Source organism: Streptomyces sp. RPT161, assembly GCF_027533845.1.
Classification (GTDB): domain Bacteria; phylum Actinomycetota; class Actinomycetes; order Streptomycetales; family Streptomycetaceae; genus Streptantibioticus_A; species Streptantibioticus_A silvisoli_A.
The window spans coordinates 1-17,041 of the sequence record NZ_JAPZVN010000017.1 but is presented as its reverse complement, the minus strand read 5'-3'; the positions used below and the strand labels follow the sequence as shown (position 1 = coordinate 17,041).

Genomic DNA, 17,041 nt, shown 5'->3' with positions numbered 1-17,041 from the left:
CCGGACCGGCCATCGACGTCATTGGGTGGTGCGGCGGTGTTCTTCGGTGGCGCGGTCGTGATGGGACTCGTCGGCTGAGTCATGGACGCACGGACGCCGCTTCCGCCGAAAGTTCTACGCGCTGCGGCGGACGGCTGGTTCAACTCGGCGGCCGCACCCGGGCCTTCACGCGTGGCGGGTGTCCGGGGCGGGCGCGGTGAGGATGCCGTTGAGGAGGACCTGGAAGGTCCAGGTGCGGCGTTCGCGCGGGGTACCGGTGAACAGGTCGTCGAACGTCGCTGCCAGATGCGGGTAGCGCTCGGGTGGGGCCGCGCGCAGGGCCTCGGTGAAGGCCGTCCATTCCTCCTGCGCCTCCGGTGCTTGGCGTCGGCTTCCGTGCTCGGCGGCAGCCGCGGTGGCGAACTGCAGGAGAAGGTCGACGGCCCAGCCTGCGCGTTCGCCTTCGATTCCACCGGACTTGAGGATCGCCAGCAGCCCTTCGAGCAGGGCGAGGTAGTGCTCTCCCCGCGGGCGCGCTACAAGGGCGGAGCGGGCCAGGCTCGGGTGCTCGTACAGGACCTGGATGTAGGACGTGAGGACGTCGATGAGACGCTCGCGCCAGGGCCCGTCATCCGGCACGGAGCTGAGGTCGACTTCGCCGAGCAGCTCGTCGAGGACCGCGGCGTGCAGTTCGGCCGTGTTGCGGAAGTACACGTACAGCGAGGCCGGTCCGGTGTCGAGTTCTTGGGCCAGGCGGCGCATCGTCACCCGCTCCAGTCCTTCGCTCCTCATGAGCGCGACCGATGTCGCGACGATCCCGGCGCGGCTCAGGGCGGGCTTGGCTGGGCGCTCCCGGCGGCTCTTCGGGGCCGTGCGTGCTGTCATGCGAAACAGCCTAACGAACATGTTCGCGGACTCCAAGCCGTTCAACGGCACGCCAGGCTGGCGCTGAAGGCGTGTCGCCGCCTTGGGCTGGTCCTGTTCGCGGCGGAGCGTAAGCGGGTCTGGCCTCTGGTACGGGAATTGCTGGCCGGATGTCCTGCTGCGGCCGACGTAACGAACTTGTTCGTAGCGAACATGTTCGTTACGGTGGTCGTGTCAGCGCCCACTTTGAAGGTCGCCGCCCCGTCGACCATTAGGAGCGATTCATGTCCACGTTCATTACGAATGTTCGGATCTTTGACGGCGAACACGTTCGTTCCGAGCGGACCGTGGCAATCGAGGGAACCGAGATCGTTTCCATCGGCCAGGAGCCCCCCGCCGGGGCGGAGGTTGTCGACGGCCGGGGCGGCACGCTGCTGCCGGGTCTGATCGACGGACACGTGCACACCTCGCTGGACGGACTGAGGCTCGCGCGGGTCTTCGGCGTGACCACGGAGCTGGAGATGCAGGGCTACTGGACGCCGCAGCAACGCAAGGAGATCGACGAGGACGACGACCTCGCCGACGTGCGCTCGGCCCTGCTGGCCCTGATGGCGAAGGACGGCCATCCCCACGAGCTGATCGCCGAGTTGGCCGAGCACCGGCCTGGCGGGGGCGGCTGGACACCGCCGTCGGTCTCGACCCCGGCTGAGGCGGTGGCCCACGTCCGGGCGATGACCGGCCAGGGCGCCGACTACATCAAGGTCATGATCGAAGAGGGCACCGTGATGGGACACCCCGGGCTGCCCATGATCAGCACGGCGGCGCTCAAGGCCGGCGTGGCGGAGGCGCACCTGCTGGGTAAGAAGGTGATCGCGCACGCGATGACGCTGGCCGCCACCGAGCAGGCCATCGAGGTCGGGGTGGACGGCCTGGCGCACCTGTTCATCGATCGAGCGCACACCGAGGAGATCGTCTCGGCGATCGCCGACGCCGGAATCTTCGTCACCCCGTGCCTGGTGGTCAGCTCCTCCCTCATGGGAGGCACCGGCCAGGCGCTGGCCGACGACCCGCGGGTAGGCCCCAAGCTGCCGCCTGAGTGGCTTGCCACACTGCGCGGCACGTTCAACAAGTACCCGGACGGCAGTCTGGACCAGGTGCTGGCGAGCGTGGCCGCCCTGCACGGCGCAGGCGTCGACATCATCGCCGGCACCGACGCCTCCATCCCCGTCCCCGCCCACGGCGGGGTGGTGCACGGCGCGAGCCTGCACCACGAACTGCGCCTCCTGGTCAAGGCCGGGCTGACGCCCGTGCAGGCGCTGCGCGCCGCCACCTCCGTTCCGGCTCGGCGCTTCGGCCTGGACGACCGCGGTCGGATCGCCGCCGGGGCGCGGGCCGATCTCGTCCTGGTGGACGGCGACCCGACGACCCGCGTCGAGGACGGTCTGTCCGTTCGGGCGGTCTGGCGCCGTGGCGCCGTCTCCACCGACTAGCCGTATCGCCCGCTCGACGTCGGGCGACCCGTGCCGCCCCGATCCGAAAGGAGTGGTCCACCATGACCGCACCCAAGTCCGCACCGCCCGACGGGGTTTCGCAGCCCGTTGTCCCCAAGAACATCCGCTGGGTGCTGCTCGGCATCATGCTGGCCCTGCTGCTGTCCCAGCTCGACGGCCTGATCGTCGGCACCGCGATGCCCACGATCGTGAACGACATCGGCGGTGTGGACAGCCTGTCGTGGGTCGTGACGGCCTACACCCTCACCACCGCCTGCTCCACGCCGATCTGGGGCAAGTTGGGGGACCTGTACAACCGCAAGGGCATGTTCTTGGCCTCCATCGTGGTCTTCCTGGGCGCGTCCGCGCTGTGCGGGACGGCCTCGACGATGAACGAGCTGATCATCTTCCGGGCTCTGCAGGGCGTGGGCGCGGGCGGCCTTGGTGCGGGCGCCTTCGCGCTGATCGGCGCCCTGCTGCCGCCCCGGGAACGTGGCCGCTACCAGGGCATGGTCGCCATCGTCATGGCGGTCGGCAGCATCGGCGGTCCGCTGGCAGGCGGGGTCATCACCGGCCACCTCGGCTGGCGTTGGGCCTTCTACATCAACCTGCCCGTCGGGCTGATCTGCATCGTGTGGTGCCAACTGCTGCTGCACGTCCCGCACATGCGGCGCGGCAAGGTCGTGATCGACTGGCTGGGCATCACCTTGATGACGGCCATGGTCAGCACCATCGTGATGGCGGCCACCTGGGCGGGCGACACGTACGCCTGGGGCTCGTGGCAGATACTCACGCTCGCCGCGGCCACCGTGGCGCTGCTCGTGGCCTTCATCGCCTCCCAGCGGCGTTCCACCGAACCGCTGCTGCCGCTTCGGATCTTCACCGGCAGCCGCAACTTCCCACTGGCGGCGGTGCTGCTCGTCGTCTCGGGTGTGGCCATGTTCGGCGGCACGCTCTACCTGCCGCTGTACCAGCAGACCGTGCAGGGCGCCTCCGCCACCAACTCCGGCCTGCTGTTGCTGCCGATGATGATCGGCACCGTCATCGCCTCCAACATCGCCGGCAAGGTCATGACCAGGACCGGCCGTTACAAGATCTTCCCCATCATCGGCGCGGTCTCCCTCACGATCGGCATGGGCCTGCTGTCCTCGATGAACACCCACACCTCCCGAACCGCCACCAGCGCCTTCATGGTCCTGGTCGGCATCGGCACCGGGTTCGCCCTGCAGATGGCCAACACCATCGCGCAAAACAGCGTCGAACTCCGCGACATGGGCGCCGCCTCGGCCGCCACCAACCTGTTCCGCACGCTCGGCGGCTCCCTGGGTGTCGCGGTGTTCGGCGCCCTGTTCACCCGGGCCGTCCAGGGCCACGCCTCTGCCAACGGCGCACCCGGTGAGGGCGCACATGCGGGCGGCTCGGCACTGGCACACCTGCCGCGTGCGGCCGAGGACGCCTACCTGCGGGCGGTCGTGCACGGCACCCACCAGATCTTCCTGGTGGCCTCGATCGTGGCGGCCGCCGGCCTCGCCGCCGCGGTCTGCGTGAAGGAAGTGCCGCTGCGCGGCAAGCCCGCGGAGGTGCGTACCGCACCCGAGCCGAAGGAGCAAACGGCAGCGAAGTAGCGCTGGCCCCCGGCAAGCGGTCGCAGGCCGCCCCAGCACGGACCGCCCTGACACCTCAAGGAGAAAACCGTGACCAGCAGTTGTGACGAGACGGTGGAAGCGTTCCTCAACCGGGTGCGAGAGGCCTGGAACGCCGGTGACGCACAGGCGTACGCCGCCCAGTTCTCCGAGGACGCCTCCTACATCGCGTTCATCGGCGAAGCGATCCTCGGCAGGCCGGAGATCGAGCGGACGCACCACGAAGTCTTCACCGTGTGGCAGAAGGGCACCCGCATGATCGTGAAGCCGATCGACGTGCGGACCGTGGACGTCGACACGAGCGTGGTGACGACGATCGGCGGGGTCGGCCCCCAACCCGCGCTCGGCTACGACAAGTTCCAAACGTACGTGCTGCGCCGCCGGGAGGGACGTTGGCTGTGCGTCGCCTTCCAGAACACGGCGATGAGCGAGGGGGCGAAGCGCGCGTACAACGACTGACGGATGCCACGGGTCGATGCGAGGTGGGGATCGATTCCCGCGGCGCGCTGGATCTCTCGCGCCAGTTCGGGATGAGATCTCGGGCGAGGCGTCGGCTTACGAGGTCGAACATCGCGAGGTGGATCCTGGAAGTCGCCGTGGCCGGGGGCAGCCGCGCTACCGTCCAACGACCGGGTTGCGCAGGGCACCGATGCCTTCGATGGCGACCGTCACCTCGTCGCCGTCGGCCAGGGACGCGCTTCCCCCAGGGGTGCCGGTCAGCAGCAAGTCGCCCGGGAGCAGCGTCATCAGGTGGCTGACCTCGGAGACCAGCACGGCGGTGGCACGGGTGAGCTCTGCGGTGCTGCCGTGCTGCCGCAGTTCTCCGTTGACGTGCGTGGTGATGACGGCCGCCGCCGGGTCGACGTCGGTGGTGATCCAGGGGCCGAGCGGGCAGAAGGTGTCCATGCCCTTGGCCTTCGTCCACTGCCCTCCTTCGGTCCCGATGTCCCAGGCGGTGACGTCGTTGGCGCAGGTGTAGCCGAAGACGTGGGCCTCGGCCTGGTCGGGGTCCACCGCGCGGCAGACGCTGCCGATCACCACGGCCAGTTCGCCCTCGTACCGGACGTCCTTCGAACCGGAGGGCAGCAGGATCGGCTCCCCGGGTCCGGTGACGGCGGTGGGGGGCTTGAGATGGAGCACCAGGGTGTCGGCGGCGTCTGCGCGGCTCCCGTAGTTGCGGCCGATGACCACGATCTTGCCGGGGGCCACCGGCGCCAGCAGCCGTGCCCCGTCCAACGGCACGCTCAGCCCGGTGAATTGCGGCGACGGGCCGGGCGGGAAGCACTCGTCCGCGAGGATCCGGACCGAGCGCTCCTTCGGGTCGACCGCGCCGTAGCGTGGGCCGTGCTCTGTCATCACGCGTGCGAGATGCATCGTGCTGTCCTCCTGGTCACCTTGACTGCGGTTGTTGTGCGCATCGCCGGACTGCCGGTTCAGTCGGTCGACGGCTGCTCGGGTTCCGCGGTCGGCACGTCGGCCAGGTGCGGAACGAGGGGGGCGGCGGGACGCAGCCCGTGCCCCGGGCCGGGTGGCGGTGGGGCCAGATGGTGATCGCGGTCCACGGTGTAGCGCGGCTCGGTGAGCGGGGTGGGGAACCATTCGTCCTGGCGCCCGCACTCCACCGCGACGACGTCGGCCAGCCGTGCCGCCAGCGTCCGCCCGGTCGACCACAGCGGACCCACCTCGCCGACCTGAACCCCCACCTGCACCCGCAACCCCTCCCCGTGTGCGAGGGACGCCAGGCGCAACGCGGGGAGCAGACCGCCGCACTTGGAGATCCGGACGTTGATCAGCGATGCCGCACCTGTGGTGACCGCCCAGGCGAGGTCCACCGCGTCCACCGCGGATTCGTCGAGCATCACCGGCATGCCGCCGCTCTGGATGCGGCTCAGGGTCGTCCAGTCCCTGGGCGTGGTCGGCTCCTCCAACCAGTCCACCGCGGCCGACTCCCGCAGCAGGCGGGCGCCTTCCTCCGCGGCCTGCGGCGACCAGCCGCCGTTGACGTCGACGGAGAGCCGGACGGCGGGCCCCAGCAGTCGCCGCGCCTCCCGGGCGCGCTCCGCCGTCTCCTCGGGGGACGGCAGCGCCTTGAGCTTCACATGGCGCAGCCGGGAGCGCGCCGCGGCCGGCAGCATCCCCAACTGCTCGGCCGGGGTACGGCTGGTGTCCACCACCTCGCTGACGACGCGACGCGCCGACGCGGCTGTCAGCACCGGTGCGGCCCAGCGGCAGGCGTCCAGGACGTCGGACATCGACCGCCCGTGCAGTCGGCACAGGGCGTCCAGCAACGCGGTCTCCAACGCCGCCGCGGCGGCCGGGGCCGGGCGCGAACCGCCCAGCAGCCGGGGCAGGTCCAGGGAGGACAACGCGTCGACCGCGCCGCTGAAGTCGTCGGCGGGCAGCAGTGGGCCGAGCACGGCCGGGTCCACGCTCCGCAGACAGCGCGCCGCGCCCTGAAGGGTCTCCCCGGTCACATAGGGCCGGGGCGCGCCCTCCCCCCAGCCCTCCGTGCCGTGCAGCCGTACGGTGACCAGCACCGACCGGGTAGCGGAGTGGCTGTGGCTGGCGTGCGCGAAGATCCGTCTCATGGGCACCGTCGCGGTGTGGACGGCGAGCACCTCCAGCGCGGCGGTCACAGACAGCCCTCCCGACCGGCCGCCCCCGGCACCGCCACGCCGGCCAGCCAGTCCCAGAACCGGTCCCGCACCGCGGAGAACTCCAGGTAGTGGTGGTCGGCGGCGAACCGCACCTCGACGGCCTGCGGGCACAACCGGGACAGCACCTCGGCCACCGCGTCCAGGTCGATGATGGCGTCCCGCTCCGGCCGCGCGTAGTACACCGGGACCTGCGGTCCGTGCCAGCGCCACGGGCCCGACTCGCGGTACAGCAGCTCAAGTTCGACCATGGCGGCGCGGAAACCATCCGTGGTCTGACGCAACATCAGGTGGTCGTTGGCCATGAAGGAGAGGTAGCCGTGGTCCGCGGTGTAGTCCTCGTCCTTCAGCGTGACCGGGGACCGGCGAAGGCCGGTCCGCTCGCGGATCCGGTCCATGCCGTCGCGTCCGTGCCGACGGTACTGCTGCCCCAGCGCGGGCGCGCACAGCACCACGGCGTCGGGTGCGATGCGACCGGTGGAAAGCAGCGCGCCCAGGACACTGCCGCCGAAGCTCTGGCCGACCGCGGTGACCGGCACGCCCTGCGGGCAGCGGTCCCGCACCGCGTCGAAGTGGGCCGCGTAATCGTCCAGCACCGCCTCCGCCGACGGCAGATGACCGCGCTGGCCGCCGCTGGTTCCGGAGCCGCGCCGGTCGGCGGCGTACACCGCGCAGCCGCGGGCGGCCAGTTCGGGCCCGCTCTCGAACAGCCAACCGGCGTGGCTTTGCAGGCCGTGCACGTAGAAGACGGCTCCGCGCGGCTCCTCGGGCTCCCATTGGTGCACGGTCAGCGGGACACCGTCCGCAGCGGTGGTCGTGCGGACGCGGTGAAAGGTCGGGGAGGCAGGTTGGGTGATCACAGCGATGGGTCACCTTTCGGCGGGGTCGTGTTCGTCGCCCGGTGGACGGGTCACTCGGGCAGGGCGAGTCCGAGTTCCTCGATCAACTCCAGCAGGGCGCCGTCGCGTTGGAGCCAGTGGTGCTTGATCTGCATGGCCGCCGCGCCGCGGCGCCGTTGGGCCTCCGCGATGGCGAGGAAACTTCCGGGGGCCAGCGGCAGGACGCGCAGCGGGCGCAGGCGCTCGGTGCGGCGCTTCTCCGCGTACTCCGGGTTGCACCGCTGGAGAGCCGCTTCGGCCGCGGCTGCGAACCCCTTGCGCTCGGACCGGCCCAGTCCCGCCGTCCATTCGACCGCCAGCACGTAGCCGGGCGGCGTGCCCCAGCACGGGACGCAGGTGAACACCGGCAGGTTCCCCCAGGCGCGGTCGTGGGCCTCCCGGACGGCCTGGTAGACGTGGGCCTCGGTGAGCTTCTCGCCGGTGAAGGAGCTGCCGAAGCCGACCCGGCCGACGAACTCCAGCCGCGGCAGCGCGCCCACCGTACCCAGCGCGGTGTAGACGTCCCCCACGTCGTACCGGTACAGCCCGTTGGCCTGGCTCATCACCAGCCGGTAGGAGCGGCCGGTCTCCAGTTCCTGCGGGGACAGGGTCTGCGTCCACGGCGCCAGTGGCTCTCCGCCGTCGCCTTCGTCGTACGGAACGAACTCGAAGAGGCCCTGGTCGGCGGCGAGCGGACCGGCCGAAGGGTGGCCGTCCACCGGGATGGTGACGATCCCCTCGGTGCCGGTGGTGCTGAACGGCAGCTTGGGGATGCCGGGCGTGACCTTCTCCAGCCAGTCCCGGTACAGCCCGGCCGAGGCGGAGTTCCAGCAGACCACCAGGGACAGCCCGGGCCACAGGTCGGACAGGCGCAGGCCCTCCGGCCGTCGCCGCAGCCTGCGTTCCAGCGTGCGGGCCAGCCACGGGTCGGGCAGTGTCCCCGGCACCGGCCGGCCGCAGACAGTGCCCTTGGCGACGTCGTCCACCAACTCGGCTCCGCGTCCTTCCAGTTGCTCCGCCAGGCCCACGATCTTGGAGGGGTTGAGCGTCACCACCATCCGGACGTCCGACCCGGCCAGCAGGCACAGCTTGCGGTAGAGGCTGTCGGCGTACTCCTCCTCGTCGTCCCCGCGCAGCCAGGGCGCGTCATACCACGGTGGCACCCAGTCCTCGGCGCCGACCGCGGCCGGGCGCCGGGAGATGCTGTAGACGGGGAAGCCGCCCCTGCTGCGGGAGACCGGTGTGCGCTCCCAGGACAGGTCCAGCACGCGGTCGGCGGCGTGGTGGGCCTCCCCGATCCGCTCGAAGTACAGGCCCCACTGGGCGTACAGGCCACGGCCCCGGTACCGGTCCCGCCAGTGCCGGGTGGTCGGGATGTACTTGGGGCGCCCGCTCGACCCGGAGGTGGTGAGGAAGGCGTACGGCGCGCTGCGGGTGAGGATGTCCGCCTCCCCGGCCAACTGCCGCTCGACGTAAGGCCGTAACGCCTCGTAGCCCCGGATGGGCACGGCCCGCCGCCATTGTGCGGCGGTGGTGACCTTCGCCAGTTCGTGGTCCCGCCCGAAAGCGGTGCCGCGGGCCTGGTCCAGTAGGTCGCGCAGTACGCCTTCGGCGACCGGGCGGGGGTCACGGCACAACTCCCGCTGCCGAGCCAGGGCGCTCAGGGTCCGGGCCACGAAGTTCTCGCCAACCGCGTCGCGGGTGGGCGCGGGCAGACTGCTGGGAAAGGCCATCCGTATCCCCCTTCGTCGTTCACCGCGGCCACGGCGGACGGCTCCCGGCAGCGGTGCGGTTCATGTGGTCGTGTGCGGTTCCGCTCGGTCCTCGGGTCAGGCGACCCGCCGGACCGTGCCGGTGTCCCGCCCGGTCGTGGCGAAGGCGAGGGCGGCGGTCAGGAAGCGGACGACGGCCTCGTCGGTCATCCACGCCATGTGCGGGGTGGCCAGCACCCGTGGGTCGGTGCGCAGCGGGTCATCCGGCGGCAGCGGCTCGACCTCCGCCACGTCGAGGGCGACGCCGCCGACCAGGCCGGCGGCCAGCCGACGGCGCAGCTCCGCCATGTCCAGCAGGCCCGCGCGGGCCGTGTTGACCAGCAGCGTTCCGGAGCCGAGCAAGGCGAGTCGGCGGGCGTCGATCAACTGCCGGGTGCCCGGGGCCTGACGCAGATGGAGACTTACCGCGTCCACGCCGCCGAGCAGGGTGTCCAGGGGCAGGCGCCGGACCCCGGCGGCCCGCGCGGTCTCCTCGTCCAGTGATGGCGACCAGGCCGCGACCCGCATCCCGATGCCCTGCGCCAGCCGGGCCGTCCGGGAACCGATGCGTCCCCAGCCCACGATGCCCAGCGTCTTCCCCGTCAGCTCCCGCCCCGCGGCCGGGATGTCACCGGCGGCGCCGACGGCGCTGGGGATCCGGTGGGCCAGCATCAGCAGCAGGGTGATGGCGAACTCGGCCACCGAGTCCGCCGCCAGCCCGGGAGTGTCGTACACCTCGATCCCCGCTCGCTGAAGGAGGGAGATGTCGGGACCGCCGTGCGGCCCAGCCACGACGACCCTCCTCGGCCGCTCGGCCAGCAGCGCCTCGGCGGCAAGCGGTGGCGCATGGAAGAAATGGAGCACCGTATCCGCGCCGCGGATGCGTTCTTCGAGGAGTTCGGGCGTCGGGCACGGGTCGGTGAAGACCTTTACCGAGGCACCGCCGGGGCAACTACGGACGAGTTCCGATAACCGCGGATACCCTCGGCACTCGGGCATGACAACGCGTTCCCCCATGGCCTTTCCCCCTAGATACGCATCCGCTCCGCTTCGTTCCGCGGCCGTTCCGTCGCGGCACGCGGCCGTGGCGGCCCTTTACCGCACCGCGAGCCGGACCCGGCAGGTCCACCACCATGTCTTCTGCTCGGTGATACGGCGCTCGGCGACCTCGCGCAGCCGGGTCAGGCCCAGTTCGTGCTCGCTCACGCCTTCCTCAAGGAGTGCGACGACTCCACCCTGGCTCGCGGCGACGGCGACGAAACGCTCCGCAGAGCCCGATTCCCTCATGTGCAGGCACACTTCGTTCACGTGCCGGAAAAGGCCGCTGTGACGCAGCCGCTCAAGGTGCTCGCTCTTGGGCGCGAAAGCGGGACGTAGGCCGCGCTCGGCCTCCAGCGCGTTGTGGGTCGCCTCGAACTCCCGGTAGGCGGCGTCCACTTCGGGATCGACGGCCGGCGGCCAGTCGAAGTCGAAGGCGGCGAGGACCGCTCCGGGCCGCATGATGCGGGCGATCTCCGGGAAGGCCCGCGCGGCGTCGAACCAGTGCAGCGCATGGCTGACCGTCACGATGTCGGCGCACTCGCCGGGCAGCCCAGTGTCCTCCGCGGAGCCTGCGACGACGCGCACCCCACGTCTGGCGGCTATCGCCCGCATCTCGGCGGACGGCTCCACACCGGTCACCTCGGGCCAGATGGTGCACGACAGACCGGTGCCGCAGCCGATGTCGACGACGGACGGCTCCGCGACTCCGGCCCACTGCCGGAGCATGTCCGCGAGCTCCTGCGGCGGACGCGGACGAACACGGTCGTATTGCTCCGCGAAACCACTGAAGCGGTCTGCGGAATCAGGCGTTACCTGCGTCATGAAAGGGATGCTAGCACCGGATAATCGAGTTAATCCAGAGTGGCGAAGCACACAGGAAAGCGGAATGTTCTGAATCGCGGAAAAGTCGGATTCGGGGCGGAGTTGCTGTAGTGACCTGGAGCGACTGAACGTGAGTAGTTGAAATGCAGGTAGCCGAGAATGTCGCCGCTACCAAAAGTGTACCGGGCGTCCGGATTAGCGTGTACCTCTCCCCGCAAACGGGCTCGGAATGAATTCTGTTCCGATTTCCGCTGGCGTCCGTCATGAGTGGTGGAAGGAAAGGGCAGCCGGGACGGCACCACGAAGGACCGGCGGAACAGGGCAACAGGCCGGGCGAACCGGAATGCTCACCGCTTCGTCCTGGCGCCTCACCATGGGCGAGTCCGCCGGTCAGCAGAGCGTCATGGCGCACCCCGGTCGGCGGTCAGTTCGCCGGCACCGTTCCGCGCCTGAGCCGCGTACTCCCAGGCCGTCGGGGCGAGCGGGGACGGTCGGCGGGCGAGGAGCAGCAGGGCGTCGTGGTCCCGGGTGTGAGGCGCCGCCTGGTAGACGACCAGTCGCTGGCCGTCGCTGCGAGCCACGTCGAACGCCTCGTAGGTCAGTGTCATGGAGCCTGCCACCGGATGGTGGTACACCTTGCGTCCGTTGGTACGGGTGCGTACGTCGTACCGCCGCCACAGATCCGCGAACTCCGGGCTGTGCTCGGAGAGTTCGCTCACCAGCTCCTGAAGCTCCGGCGCACCGGGATGCAGCACGATCGCCGTGCGCAGGTGCGCGACCACGCCACGGGCGACGTCGTCCCAGTTCCCGTACAGCTGCCGGGCGGCCGGATGCAGGAAGGCGTAGCGGGCGGTGTTGCGACGCCGCTCCGGCCAGTCCTCGATGCCCGGGAACAGACACAGCGCCGGGTCGTTGGCGGCGAGCAGGTCGCTGGAACGGCTCAGGACGCAGGCCGGGTAGGGCAGCACGACGTCGAGCATGCGGCGTACCTCGTCCCGCACCGTGCGTGACGCCCGGCGCTGATGCGTCTGTCCGGCCACCTCGTTCGGCCGGGAGCGGGAGAGTTCGGTCAGGTGCCGGTGCTCGTCCTCACTGAGCTTCAGCACCTGCGCGATGGCCGCCAGTACCGCCCCGCTCGGCCGCTGCTGCTTTCCCTGTTCCAGGCGCCGGTAGTACTCGATGCTGACCCCCGCGAGGATGGCGACCTCCTCGCGGCGCAGTCCGGCGGTACGTCGGATCCCGGCGGACGACGGTAGGCCGACCTCTTCCGGCGTGATCCGGCTGCGCCGGGTCCGCAGGAACTCCCCCAGTTCGGTTCTGCTGCCCACCCGTGCAGTATGCATCGACACGGGCCGCGGTTGGGGGGCCTTGTCAGGGCCCCCAACGGGGGTCTCCCCGGGCAGCGGCGCGGGCGGCAAGCTGAGGGCGCGCCGCGAACCCTGCGGCGGCTACCGGATCCGCGCGGGCCGCGCGGCAAACCACGGGGGAGCGACGGGAAGTGACGCACGGACGGGGGCACGGACGCCCACTACACAACGGTGAGCGGGCAGTCTCCGTCGAGGTTCGTGACGGCGCGGGACTGGCGGAACGCGACGTGCGGCGCCGCCGCCTGGTGCTCGCCGTCTGCTGCACCAGCGTCTTCATCGGCAACCTCAACAACACCGTGCTGAACGTGGCGCTCCCCGCGATGCAACGCGATCTGCACAGCTCGCTGTCGGGCCTCCAGTGGACCACCGACGCCTATCTGATCGTGCTGGCCGCGCTGTTGATGCTGGCAGGCTCGGCCGGTGACCGGCTCGGTCGCCGCCGCGTCTTCCAGACCGGGCTCGCCGTGTTCACCCTCGGCTCCCTGCTGTGCGGACTGGCACCGGGCCTGGGCTGGCTGACCGCCTTCCGCGTCCTCCAGGCGATCGGTGCCTCGATGCTCAACCCCGTGGCGATGTCCATCATCACCAACGTCTTCACCGAACCGCGGGACCGTGCCCGCGCCATCGGCGTGTGGGGCGCGGTGATGGGGGTCGCGATGGCGGCCGGGCCGCTGGTAGGGGGCGTACTGGTGCAGACCGCGGGTTGGCGCTCGATCTTCTGGCTCAACCTGCCCATCGGACTGGCGGCCCTGGTGTGCGCCGCCCGCTTCGTCCCCGAGTCCCGTGCCGCCGCCCCGCGCCGGATGGACCCGATCGGACAACTCCTGGTCATCATCCTGATGGCCACCTTGACCTACGCCATCATCGAGGTGCCCGCCACCGGTTGGAGCGCTCCGGCGACCCTTGGCTGCGCCGTCGCGGCCGGAGCCGCGCTCATCGCCCTGATCCCCTACGAGCGGCGGCGCCCCGAACCCCTGGTCGACCTGCGGGTGTTCCGTAGCGCCGCGTTCAGCGGAGCGAGTGCCATGGCGGTCTGCTCGTTCTTCGTCCTCGGCGGATTCCTCTTCCTCAACACGCTCTATCTCCAGAACGTACGAGGGCTGAGCGCGCTGGCCGCCGGGGCGTACCTGCTGCCCATGGCTGGCATGAACATCCTCACCTCGCCCATCTCCGGCCGGCTGACCGCGGCGTACGGGCCGCGTCTTCCGCTGCTGCTCGCCGGCGCCGCAACCACCGGCGGTGGCCTGCTGCTCGCCGCCGCCGACGCGGAGACCCGCAACATCCTGCTCTTTCCCGCCTACTGCCTGATCGGGATCGGTGTGGGCCTGGCCAACACCCCGGTCACCAACGCCGCCATGGCCGGCATGCCCCAGGAACAGGCCGGCGTGGCCGCCGCCGTCGTCTCCACCTGCCGGCAGTTCGGCCAGGCCCTCGGCGTCGCCGTTCTCGGCGCCGTCCTCGCCGCCGGCCTCCACCACGGCACCTACGCGGGCTTCGTCGCGGCCGCACGTCCTGCCTTCTGGCTCGTCACCGCTTGCGGCGCCGCCATCCTCGTCCTCACCCTTCTCACGACCACCCGCCCCGTCGACCGCGTGGCGGCGTCGCCGCGGCAGCAGGCCGCCTACGCCGCCGGGACCGAGACGGGCTCCTGAACAAGGGGCCCACCCTTGCCGTCGGCCGCTCCGCCCCCGAGGGAGCGGCCGAGGCCATCTCCCGCATTCCAACGCCTTTTCCCGGTCGCATATCGGCAGCAGCCGCAGCGCGGCGAAGTGTTCGTCATCGTCGGGGGGCTGCTCCCGTGCACACGGGCATGAACCCGCCGTCGGATCGCGTGGTCCGCACCCTGCGAGATCGCGGCAGGTGGTTTGCCACTGTCCAAGACCTGACCGTCATCGTCCATGTGGGATGAGCATCGCCGAAGTTAACGGTCGGGCGGGGACGCCTCCGGGCATGTCTGACGCTGAGACGACGCCGAACCTCGACTTGCGGCTTGTGCGTTACTTCGTGGTTGTCGCCGAACACAGGCACTTCGGGCGAGCGGCGGCCGAACTGCACCTGGCCCAGCCGTCGTTGAGTCGGCAGATCCAGCGGCTTGAGCAACTGCTTGGCGCACAGCTCATGGAGCGTGGTCCAAGACGCTGCACCTGGATTGGAACGAGCCCTTTCACGGCACGAGATGGGCGCGTCCTCGCCAACGGTGAGGCACGCGGCCCACCGTGGGCGAGGGGCCAAACCCCGCCGAACCGCGTAGGCCCTGGATCAGCGGTAGTCGTCCTCATCCCGTTCGCTGTGCCTGCTCTGCCAGGTCGGCCTCATGGGCACCAGCGGGGCAACGAGGGCGAGCGCGTCGTCATTTTGCGGGGTGAGTTCTCCGCGTTGCTCCGCGGCATCGGCCTCAAAGCCTCGGCGTCGTAGTCGGCCGCATCGGCCTCGTCATCGACACCCGCTGCATGCGGCCGGGTTCGGCAGCGCCGGACACGCGGCACTCCCCGGTTCAGGCGTGGGGTCCGGCGAAGTCCCAGACCATGGACAGGAGTTGGGTGGGCGACTCGATCTGCGGCAGGTGACCGGTGTTGTGCAGCAGTTCGAAGCCGGCGTGGGGGATGGCGGCGGCGAAGGCGCGTCCGTAGTCGGCGTCGACGACCTGGTCGCTCTCGCCCCACACGACGAGGGTCGGTCGCGTGACCTTGGCCAGCCGCTCGCGTAGGGAGGGGTCGCCCGCGGCGTGCGGGCCCTGGTAGATCGCGAGGGCGGTCCGGTTGGCGGCCATCACCGCGCGGGCGGCCTCGGGGAGGGTGGCGGGGTCTATGGCGAACTTCGCGGGGTCGTGGAAGGAGAGCTTGGACAACTCGGCGGGCGTCAGGGGGAAGATGTCGGCGATGGGATGGCCGGGAACGGTGATGCCGACGGCGTTGACGAGGACGTGGCCACTGATCCGGTCGGAGCTGAGCAGCGCCAGTTCGGCGGCGATCCAACCGCCGATGGAGTTGCCGACGATGGTGACGTCGTGCAGGTCGAGTTCGTCGAGCAGCCGTGCGTAGGCCTGGGCGAGGGTGGGGATGTCGGTGAGCCAGTCGGGGCGGGCGGTGCCGCCGAAGCCGGGGTGGACGGGAGTTATGACCCGCGCGGGCCGCTGCTCGGCGAGGAGTTGACCGAAAGGCGCGATCGTCTGTGGGCCACCGCCGCCGTGCAGCAGGAGGAACGAGTGGCCCTGGCCCTGGTCGTCGACGGTGATCGCGAGATCGCCCTCGGCGAGGGCGAGGGTGTGGACGGTGCTGGTCATCGGCGTTCTCCTCGTTGGTGTGGGGCGTTACGCGAAGTCGGTGGCGGGGACGGTGGCGTATTGGCCCATCGTCTCGATGGTCGCCTGCGCGGTCAGCTCCTGGCCGCTGGCGATCATGTCCCGCAGGTCGCGGAAGTAGTTCACGTACAGGTCGGGCGTGAAGGTGTTGAGCATCACGGCCGGCTCGTCGCCGAGGTTGGCGAAGGTGTGCGGGGCGCCGGGCGGGATCATCGCGAGCGTTCCGGCCGGGGCTACATGGATTGTCTGCCCGATGGTGAAGTGCACCGTTCCGGCCACGACGTAGAAGCCCTCGTCGTGTTGGGCGTGGCGGTGCTGGGGCGGCCCTTCGGTGTGCGGGGCGATGGTGATCTCGCCGATCCCGAGACGGTGCCCGGTGGTGCTGCCGTCTTCGAGGATGCGCATCTGTGTCGGTCCCAGGTGGATCGTCTCGCCGTCGTCCGGGCCGACCACGGAAACCTCGTTCATCGCCCAGCTCCTTCGTGAGAGTTGACTTTCATGAAGGTAGGGCACTCGTTCTCGTTGTGCAAGTGCGCTCTCATAATGAGAGGGTGCCAATAGGATGGCTGCGCAGAACAGAAGGAGGCCGCACCGATGACGACGCAGACCGGCACCGGCCGCACCAACCAGAAGAAGCGCACGCGTACGGCGATCGTCGGGGCCGCCGGTGAACTCATCCGCACCGGCCACGAGGTGACCATGCCCGAGGTCGCGCGGTTGGCGCGGGTATCCGAGGCCACCGCCTACCGGTACTTCCCCGACCTCCCCTCGCTGATCAGCGAAGCCCTGGCCGGTGCGTGGCCGTCCCCCGCCGAAGCGCTCGCACCGGTCGCGGGCCGCGACGACCCCGTCGAACGCGTCGCTTTCGCCTGTGAGTTCCTGCTCCGCGGCGTACTCGCCCGCCAAGGGGCGGTGCGCGCCATGATCTCGGTCACCATCACCCGGCCCGAAGGCGCGGCCACCAGGCCCGGCGTCCGGTTCGGACTGATCGACCACGCGCTCGCACCCCTGCGGGACGTGCTCGGCACGACAGACCCCGAGGCACTTGCCCAACTCAGACGAGACCTCGCCGTGACCGTCAGCGCCGAAGCCCTCTTCTCCCTCACCGACCTGTGCGGACTCACTCCCGACGACGCCATCGCCAGCGTCGTACGCACCGCCACCACCCTCACCGAGGCCGCACTCGCTCACGGGCGGGGCGCCCGATCGCATGACCGCTCCAACAGTGGTCGTCAACCATAAAAAGATGTC

The 17,041-nt window shown here is 70.5% G+C and carries 15 protein-coding genes and 1 pseudogene; 6 read left to right on the top strand and 10 right to left on the bottom strand.

The window, feature by feature from the left end:
- Nucleotides 1-165: 165 nt before the first annotated feature.
- The gene (locus O5O46_RS26385; RefSeq protein ID WP_269858080.1) at nt 166-864 is read right to left on the bottom strand and encodes a TetR/AcrR family transcriptional regulator; all 699 of its coding nucleotides are present in this window, start codon (nt 862-864) and stop codon (nt 166-168) included.
- 263 nt (nt 865-1,127) lie between these two features.
- On the opposite strand from O5O46_RS26385, the gene O5O46_RS26380 reads away from it, so the two are divergent.
- The 3 genes from O5O46_RS26380 to O5O46_RS26370 all read left to right on the top strand — a co-directional run bounded on the left by O5O46_RS26380 (nt 1,128) and on the right by O5O46_RS26370 (nt 4,435).
- Complete coding sequence (locus O5O46_RS26380) at nt 1,128-2,333, top strand: amidohydrolase family protein (protein WP_269858079.1); 1,206 nt, start codon at nt 1,128-1,130, stop codon at nt 2,331-2,333.
- 62 nt (nt 2,334-2,395) lie between these two features.
- Complete coding sequence (locus tag O5O46_RS26375; protein WP_269858078.1) at nt 2,396-3,958, top strand: MDR family MFS transporter; 1,563 nt, start codon at nt 2,396-2,398, stop codon at nt 3,956-3,958.
- A 69-nt stretch (nt 3,959-4,027) separates the two neighbouring features.
- The gene (locus O5O46_RS26370) at nt 4,028-4,435 is read left to right on the top strand and encodes an SgcJ/EcaC family oxidoreductase (protein ID WP_269858077.1); all 408 of its coding nucleotides are present in this window, start codon (nt 4,028-4,030) and stop codon (nt 4,433-4,435) included.
- A gap of 156 nt (nt 4,436-4,591) precedes the next feature.
- Here the strand turns inward: O5O46_RS26370 and O5O46_RS26365 are convergent, their stop codons facing one another.
- The 7 genes from O5O46_RS26365 to O5O46_RS26335 form a co-directional block, all read right to left on the bottom strand.
- Nucleotides 4,592-5,350: a fumarylacetoacetate hydrolase family protein gene (locus O5O46_RS26365; RefSeq protein ID WP_269858076.1), complete on the bottom strand. Its 759-nt coding sequence runs from the start codon at nt 5,348-5,350 to the stop codon at nt 4,592-4,594.
- Between the two features lie 59 nt (nt 5,351-5,409).
- Nucleotides 5,410-6,612: an enolase C-terminal domain-like protein gene (locus O5O46_RS26360; RefSeq protein ID WP_269858075.1), complete on the bottom strand. Its 1,203-nt coding sequence runs from the start codon at nt 6,610-6,612 to the stop codon at nt 5,410-5,412.
- Nucleotides 6,609-7,490 carry an alpha/beta hydrolase gene (locus tag O5O46_RS26355; protein ID WP_269858074.1) on the bottom strand — a complete coding sequence of 294 codons (882 nt, stop codon included), beginning with the start codon at nt 7,488-7,490 and terminating at the stop codon, nt 6,609-6,611. The genes O5O46_RS26360 and O5O46_RS26355 overlap by 4 nt, the downstream gene beginning before the upstream one ends.
- A gap of 50 nt (nt 7,491-7,540) precedes the next feature.
- Entirely contained in the window at nt 7,541-9,241 is a 1,701-nt protein-coding gene (locus O5O46_RS26350; RefSeq protein ID WP_269858073.1) for a GH3 auxin-responsive promoter family protein, read from the bottom strand.
- Between the two features lie 96 nt (nt 9,242-9,337).
- Complete coding sequence (locus tag O5O46_RS26345) at nt 9,338-10,258, bottom strand: NAD(P)-dependent oxidoreductase (RefSeq protein ID WP_269858072.1); 921 nt, start codon at nt 10,256-10,258, stop codon at nt 9,338-9,340.
- A gap of 96 nt (nt 10,259-10,354) precedes the next feature.
- Nucleotides 10,355-11,026: a class I SAM-dependent methyltransferase gene (locus tag O5O46_RS26340; protein WP_269858071.1), complete on the bottom strand. Its 672-nt coding sequence runs from the start codon at nt 11,024-11,026 to the stop codon at nt 10,355-10,357.
- Between the two features lie 497 nt (nt 11,027-11,523).
- Entirely contained in the window at nt 11,524-12,450 is a 927-nt protein-coding gene (locus O5O46_RS26335; RefSeq protein ID WP_269858070.1) for a helix-turn-helix transcriptional regulator, read from the bottom strand.
- A gap of 251 nt (nt 12,451-12,701) precedes the next feature.
- Between O5O46_RS26335 and O5O46_RS26330 the strand changes: the two genes are divergently transcribed.
- The gene (locus O5O46_RS26330) at nt 12,702-14,141 is read left to right on the top strand and encodes an MFS transporter (protein WP_443072632.1); all 1,440 of its coding nucleotides are present in this window, start codon (nt 12,702-12,704) and stop codon (nt 14,139-14,141) included.
- Between the two features lie 298 nt (nt 14,142-14,439).
- Nucleotides 14,440-14,617: pseudogene (locus O5O46_RS26325) on the top strand (helix-turn-helix domain-containing protein); the annotation flags it as partial.
- A gap of 366 nt (nt 14,618-14,983) precedes the next feature.
- Here the strand turns inward: O5O46_RS26325 and O5O46_RS26320 are convergent.
- The gene (locus O5O46_RS26320; protein WP_269858069.1) at nt 14,984-15,772 is read right to left on the bottom strand and encodes an alpha/beta fold hydrolase; all 789 of its coding nucleotides are present in this window, start codon (nt 15,770-15,772) and stop codon (nt 14,984-14,986) included.
- A 27-nt stretch (nt 15,773-15,799) separates the two neighbouring features.
- Nucleotides 15,800-16,258, bottom strand: coding sequence for a cupin domain-containing protein (locus tag O5O46_RS26315; protein WP_269858068.1), 459 nt, complete (start codon nt 16,256-16,258; stop codon nt 15,800-15,802).
- Between the two features lie 126 nt (nt 16,259-16,384).
- Here O5O46_RS26315 and O5O46_RS26310 point away from each other — a divergent pair, with 126 nt between their 5' ends.
- Nucleotides 16,385-17,032, top strand: coding sequence for a TetR/AcrR family transcriptional regulator (locus O5O46_RS26310; protein WP_269858067.1), 648 nt, complete (start codon nt 16,385-16,387; stop codon nt 17,030-17,032).
- The last annotated feature ends 9 nt before the right edge of the window (nt 17,033-17,041 follow it).